This is a genomic window from Okeania sp. (genome assembly GCF_983059655.1).
Genome location: NZ_CEZPJD010000500.1, coordinates 1 through 5,883 on the forward strand (window position 1 = coordinate 1; position 5,883 = coordinate 5,883).

The window sequence follows — 5,883 nt, forward strand, 5'->3', positions numbered from 1 at the left end:
GATAAGCTTTTCGTGCAGCCTGGCGAATTTCTGGCGGAAGGGTATGATATTCTGACCAAAAAGACGGTAAAGTAGCAGACTTCATAACTTATCATAATCCATTGCTTGCGCCTTTCCTTGAGAAATTTGTTGTTTAGCAAGTCTGGCTGCTTCTACTAATCTATTTTGTGTTCTCTGAAAAGATTTATCCCACTGTAATTCATCTTCTAAATCAGCAATATATTCCCGTAAATGCTCAATAATTTGCTCTTGTTGTGTATCAGAAAGAGATTCTAAAATTTTAACAACTGTTGCTATATTTTCCCGTGACATTTTTGCTATATATAAGTGGTACAACTTAAATAAATATAGTTGAATCATAACACTTTGTCCTGAAAGACCAAATGCAGATATCTGGTAAATTTTCTCCCAACCAACTACCTAAAACCTAACACCTACCACCTAAATTATTAAAATGAATTACGAAACTGCCCGTCAATTTCTCATAGATCAAGGAACAGCTTTAGAAACTAAAATTAATCCAGATGCTTTCCTCATGCGTCTCGAACAAGGAAAACCTCCTATTCCCGGTCAAGCAACTAATATTTTGTTAGCTCTAAAAATCTCTTTTGAAATGTTACAAGGAGACCCCCTTCTCGACCGAGAATTAGTTGCCGGATTATATTTATTAGCAATGGAAAGCCTGAAATTATTTGAAGCTGGTAGACGAAAAGGAGTAATGTGGCCACCACTTTTAAAAGAAGATATTGAACGAATTTCAATTGCAGTGAAAAATATCTTTTCTGGTATTTGGCCTACTGGCGAGTAGGGGAGTAGGGGAGTGGGGGAGTGGGGGAGTGAGGGAGTGGGGGAGTGGGGGAGTGAGGGAGTGGGGGAGTGGGGGAGAATAGAATTGATAGAGTTACAGCATATTTCGGGCAAATCATGTGCAGGGTAAATGGTGAAAATATTGTAGTGCAGGCATCTTGCCCACTTCGGGGTGTACCTCATAGAGTCGCAAAGTGCTGTAGATAATTTAGTTATAACAAAATTTGTGTTTGTTTGTAGTTGGGCTTTAACCTATACAATATTTATATGTATTATTGCTCAAGCCTAACTACGAAGCCCTATTATAATTGTTCTACTGGAGATGATATTACTGTGCGATGACGGTGAGTATTACAAATTATTTTGGGAGCTGCAAAACCAGCATCTATCAATTCTTTTTCTATATCTAAAGTAAAATATTCATCCATATAAGGTTCCGTACTCTTCAACAAAGTAAAAACATAAGGTTTCATCGTGGCATAAACTTCTGACTTAGGGTTCATATCCATAATTGCAATATTGCCGTTTGGACGTAATAACCGCCTTGCCTCCCGAAATATTTTTCTAGTAGCAGTTTGTGGTAGTTCGTGACAGACTAAAGAAATAGAAATTAAATCAAAAGAAGTATCAGGTAAACCAGTTTCTTCCGCAGCAGCATGAACCCAATTAATATCTAAATTTTGTTGTTGGGAACGATACAAACCAACTGCTAAAAAATAAGGTGATAAATCTACTCCTGTCAACTTAGCTTCTGGGTAAGTTTTTTGTAGAGGAAAAGTATTTAACCCTGCACCACATCCTAAATCTAAAATATTATTTGGTGTAGGAATTTCTGCTTTGAGAATATCAAGAAAACTTTTACGAAGTCTAGCATCTCCATCAATACCTGATTCTGGCCAAATGCCTGCATGAACTGCCAAAGCAGCTACTTCTTCTTCTATAGCAGCTTCCCAACTCATATTACCTTTTTCATAAGCATGAAATGAAGTAAGGTAATATTCTGGATAAATCAAATTAGGATTATTTACTATTTCCCATTCTTTATTCCAATTACGTTCGGAAAGTTCTTTGACTTGTTTGCGCCAAGGCACACCAATTTTTTCTGCACGTTTAATAATCATCTTTCGTGCTTGAGTTTTTGCTAAATTTGACAGAGGTTTAATGGAGAGAATTCCATTTACTAATTGTGTCGCTATATCAGGCTGAGATTTGAGATTAGTAGTCATTTTTTTATCTTACAAAAATATGTTGAAAATTAATTATTTTATTCTGTGAATTGAAAAACTTAATTTGTTGATTTTACAGACTAAATCAAGGTATTTATCTCTAAATATAAATATAGAGTGGCACTATTGTTTTTTCCGTTATCTATTTTTTGATCGGATTTATTTAGATTAATTTATTCAGTATCAACTAATTTATTGAGGAATTTGATATTGCTCCAAGAATTTCACATCCATCTATAAACTACTTGAATTTTACCAAAATTCACTGCTTTTCAGTCCACATAATTCCTGAAAAACCTTGTCTTGGATATACTTTAAGAGGTAATTTAGACTTAAATGAACGACCATCTAAATCAAAGTAAGTTATTGAAATATCAATAGTTGAACGAAATTTTAACCATCGAGTTATACCAGTAGCTCCAAAAGCAGTAAATAATTTTTCACCATGTTCTAATAAAACAATTTCACTTTTTGGATAAAAACAATTCTCAATTTGTTCAGTTTCCTGTTTTCTAGTAAATTCACCTCCAGTATTAATTTCATCTTCAAAAATATTTTTAATCTGCTCTGGTGAAGAATGTAGACAAATCTTTACTGCTGGACGATTTCCTATATTTGATACTACTAAATCATAAAATATATTGACATTGCCCGGTTCACCATTTACATCAATATATGCAACAATAATTGGTCGATTTGACTGTATCCAATTTAGTCGCGTAAAGTATAATGATACCAATGAAATAATAATAGCCAAAAACGAGAATAATGTTCTTATCTCATCTGATGAAAAAATCATACAAATATAATGTAAAAGAATCTTAAATTTTCTATATGTTTTAGAGTATTTTAGATTTTTAGATAATTATACGGAAATCTTATTTCTTTTTTCTCCTTATACCATTTCTCCATGAAGTTACAGTTAATAAAAGATGAGAAGAGTAAATGTAATAATATCTAAACAACAATTATTCAGCGCATTGTTACAGAGAAATGGTATTAAAAAGAGATACTTGAAACCTCTGTAGATTAATTATCCATTATCCATTATCCATTATCCATTGGTAAATTACCTTTGCAAATTTCTTGGATCTAGAGCATCTCGCAACCCATCTCCTAATAAATTAAAGGCTAATACTGTCAAAATAATTAATAGTGCTGGTGGCCATACTAACCATGGTTGTAATACTAAAATTGAAGCATTTGTAGCCAGAGATAGCATATTTCCCCAAGATGGATCTGGTTGTTGAATGCCTAAACCAATCAAACTTAAAACTGATTCTGAGATAATAAAACTAGGAATGGCTAAAGTTGCTGAGATAATTATGTATGTTGCAGTTTGAGGCAATACATGACGGATAATAATATAAAAAGAATTTGCTCCCATGGCCCTCACAGCTTGGACAAATTCTTGTTCTTTTATGGATAAAACTTGTCCACGAATTACTCTTGCTAAACCCGCCCAACTAATAAATGAAGTAATAGCTACAATTAACAGAAATCTTTGAGCGCTAGTTAAACTAGGTGGTAATACGGCAGCTAATGCTACTAATAAATAGATACCTGGAATTGTCATTAATACTTCAGCAAAGCGCATCAAAATACTATCTACTAAACCACCAAAGTAACCAGAAATTCCTCCAATAATCATCCCTAGAGGAAAGTAAATCATAATACCTACTAAACCAATAAATAGACTTATACGACCGCCAAAAATTAGGCGACTAAATTGGTCTCTTGCTTGTTCATCAGTGCCTAATAAGTTAAATTTTGCTTCACCTGTACTGCCAAATAAATGTCGATCTAGCGGTAAGATACCAAACAGTTTATAGGGTGTTCCTTTAACAAATAAACTGAGAGAGGATGGTTTATCTAAGTCTACGCTTAATTTGCGCAGTCCAGTTTCTAAGTCTACTGGCCCTTGAGTTGTGGGGTAAACGTGGGGTCCAATAAAATCACCTGTTTGGTTTTGCCAATAAATTGTAGTAGGTGGTAATAGGGAACCATTAGTTTGAGATGCATAAGGGTCATAAGGGGCAACAAAATCAGCAGCAATTACTAATATGTAAAAAATTAATAGCAGTAATGCACCAAATCTTGCTAGAGGATTTTTTTTAAGGTTTTTCCACCATTTCATATTTAAGAAGGAAGAAGTAAGAGGGAAGAAGGAAGAAGGAATAAATTCAATAAGTTATATCAAGTTGCACTGATTAACCACAATATAAAAAGATGGCATACTTCTCAAGAGTCATCTTAAAATGACTTAAACTATTAGCCAAGGATTGAAATCTTTGGCGAACTTGCCTTGGCAACTACATCCAAGCTCCCTAAATCCCCCAAAATTGTGGGACTTTTAGAAGCAAGTTGACTCTTGTTCCCCCCAAAGTTGGCTTGCTCGGGGGGCAAAATTGAATCCTTGGCGAACTTGCCTTGGCAACTACATCCAAGCCCCTTAAATCCCCCAAAATTGGGGGACTTTTAGAAGCATATTGACTCTTGTTCCCCCCAAAGTTGGCTTGCTCGGGGGGCAAAATTCAGTATCAAAAAACTTTTCAGATATCCTCTAAAAATAACTAAAGATAACTAATTTATTATGGCTAATTAATAAGATTTGATATTAGACAGAAGCCAGGAGATAAAAAGGAAAAATTTAAGAAGAATTTTTTTGATTTAATTGTTTTATTTCTATTTCTGATAATTCATTTTCTTCATCCATAGGATTATAAAAAAAAGAGCCTGTTTGGGGTGGTAATTTTGGATTTAATACCACTTCTACAATACTTTTTAAAACTCCAGTGAGTGGAATTGCTAATATTACTCCCAAAAGTCCTCCTATTTTACCACCTAATAGTAATGCTGCAAAAATAATTACTGGGCTAAGTCCGGTTAAATTACCCATAATTCTCGGGGCAACTATATTATCTTTAATTTGTTGGAGAGCGATCGCCACGATTAATACTTTTAAAGCTAACCACCAATTAATAATTGCTACTATACTGCCTACAGTGCCAATGCCCAAAGTTGCGCCAATAAATGGAATTAATTCCATTACTCCTATAAATACTGCAAATAGTAGAAAATAGGGAACACCAAGAAGCCAAAAAGCAAAAGATAAGGTAGTTGCCATAAATAAACCTAATAACAACTGTCCAGAGACAAAACTTTGCAGATTAACTTCTAGGGATTTTGTAAATACATCTCGTACTTTTGGAACAATAATACTTGTTAGATTATCCCAAACTCTTTCTCCATCTAAGAGCATATAAAAGGAAATTACTAAGATTAAGATTAAGTCGAAAAACCAGTTAACTGTACCTAATACTAAACCAAAACTTGTAGCAGCGATCGCTTGTATTTGTTCTTGAGTTTTTGCAAGTAATTGTTGTTGCCAAATACCGACATCGAAGGGTAAATTATTATTTTCACTCCAGGCTTGAAATTCTGTTAATTGCCATTTTGCCGATTCTAATAAGTCTGGAAATTTCAACCACAATTGTCGAGCTTGGTTAAGAACTGGTGGAACAATAGTTAGGATGATAATTAATATTACTAAAGCAGCCGTTAAATATACTAAACCTGCTGCCAAACTTCGGGGCAAAACTTTTTGTAGTTTAGCTACTGGATAGTTTAATAAAAATGCTACTAATCCTGCTGTAATTAGAATACTAACTATTTCACCTACATAACTAATTGCTTCGATTGTTAACCATCCTGCTACTAATAACAATAACCATGTAATTAGAAATTGTTGAATAGGTGAAAATTTGACATTCATCGTAAAATTTCAGTAAGTGAGAAAGCAGTAAAATAAATATTAAATCGTGTAGTCCAGTAGTGGACTGTTTCATCT

Annotated in this window: 6 protein-coding genes; 1 reads left to right on the forward strand and 5 read right to left on the reverse strand. The window is 33.9% G+C overall.

Annotated elements, in window-relative coordinates; all coding sequences use genetic code 11:
- Positions 1 to 81: 81 nt before the first annotated feature.
- Entirely contained in the window at positions 82 to 360 is a 279-nt protein-coding gene (locus tag AC3DU7_RS22725; protein ID WP_488041569.1) for a hypothetical protein, read from the reverse strand.
- A 94-nt stretch (positions 361 to 454) separates the two neighbouring features.
- Here AC3DU7_RS22725 and AC3DU7_RS22730 point away from each other — a divergent pair, with 94 nt between their 5' ends.
- Positions 455 to 808 (forward strand): Dethiobiotin synthetase, encoded by a 354-nt coding sequence (locus tag AC3DU7_RS22730; protein WP_488041570.1) that lies wholly within the window; start codon positions 455 to 457, stop codon positions 806 to 808.
- A 301-nt stretch (positions 809 to 1,109) separates the two neighbouring features.
- Here AC3DU7_RS22730 and AC3DU7_RS22735 read toward each other — a convergent pair whose 3' ends face one another.
- From AC3DU7_RS22735 to AC3DU7_RS22750, 4 genes are all read right to left on the reverse strand, one after another.
- Positions 1,110 to 2,033 (reverse strand): class I SAM-dependent methyltransferase, encoded by a 924-nt coding sequence (locus AC3DU7_RS22735; protein ID WP_488041571.1) that lies wholly within the window; start codon positions 2,031 to 2,033, stop codon positions 1,110 to 1,112.
- Between the two features lie 262 nt (positions 2,034 to 2,295).
- Positions 2,296 to 2,790 (reverse strand): hypothetical protein, encoded by a 495-nt coding sequence (locus tag AC3DU7_RS22740; protein ID WP_488041572.1) that lies wholly within the window; start codon positions 2,788 to 2,790, stop codon positions 2,296 to 2,298.
- 312 nt (positions 2,791 to 3,102) lie between these two features.
- Positions 3,103 to 4,170, reverse strand: coding sequence for an ABC transporter permease (locus AC3DU7_RS22745; RefSeq protein ID WP_488041573.1), 1,068 nt, complete (start codon positions 4,168 to 4,170; stop codon positions 3,103 to 3,105).
- A gap of 513 nt (positions 4,171 to 4,683) precedes the next feature.
- Positions 4,684 to 5,808, reverse strand: coding sequence for an AI-2E family transporter (locus AC3DU7_RS22750; protein ID WP_488041574.1), 1,125 nt, complete (start codon positions 5,806 to 5,808; stop codon positions 4,684 to 4,686).
- Positions 5,809 to 5,883 lie beyond the last annotated feature (75 nt).

Excerpts from the sequence above, each read along its gene's own strand:
- AC3DU7_RS22745 (WP_488041573.1), bottom strand. The coding sequence starts at position 4,170 with ATGAAATGGTGGAAAAACCTTAAAAAAAATCCTCTAGCAAGATTTGGT.
- AC3DU7_RS22730 (WP_488041570.1), top strand. The coding sequence starts at position 455 with ATGAATTACGAAACTGCCCGTCAATTTCTCATAGATCAAGGAACAGCT.
- AC3DU7_RS22725 (WP_488041569.1), bottom strand. The coding sequence starts at position 360 with ATGATTCAACTATATTTATTTAAGTTGTACCACTTATATATAGCAAAA.
- AC3DU7_RS22750 (WP_488041574.1), bottom strand. The coding sequence starts at position 5,808 with ATGAATGTCAAATTTTCACCTATTCAACAATTTCTAATTACATGGTTA.
- AC3DU7_RS22735 (WP_488041571.1), bottom strand. The coding sequence starts at position 2,033 with ATGACTACTAATCTCAAATCTCAGCCTGATATAGCGACACAATTAGTA.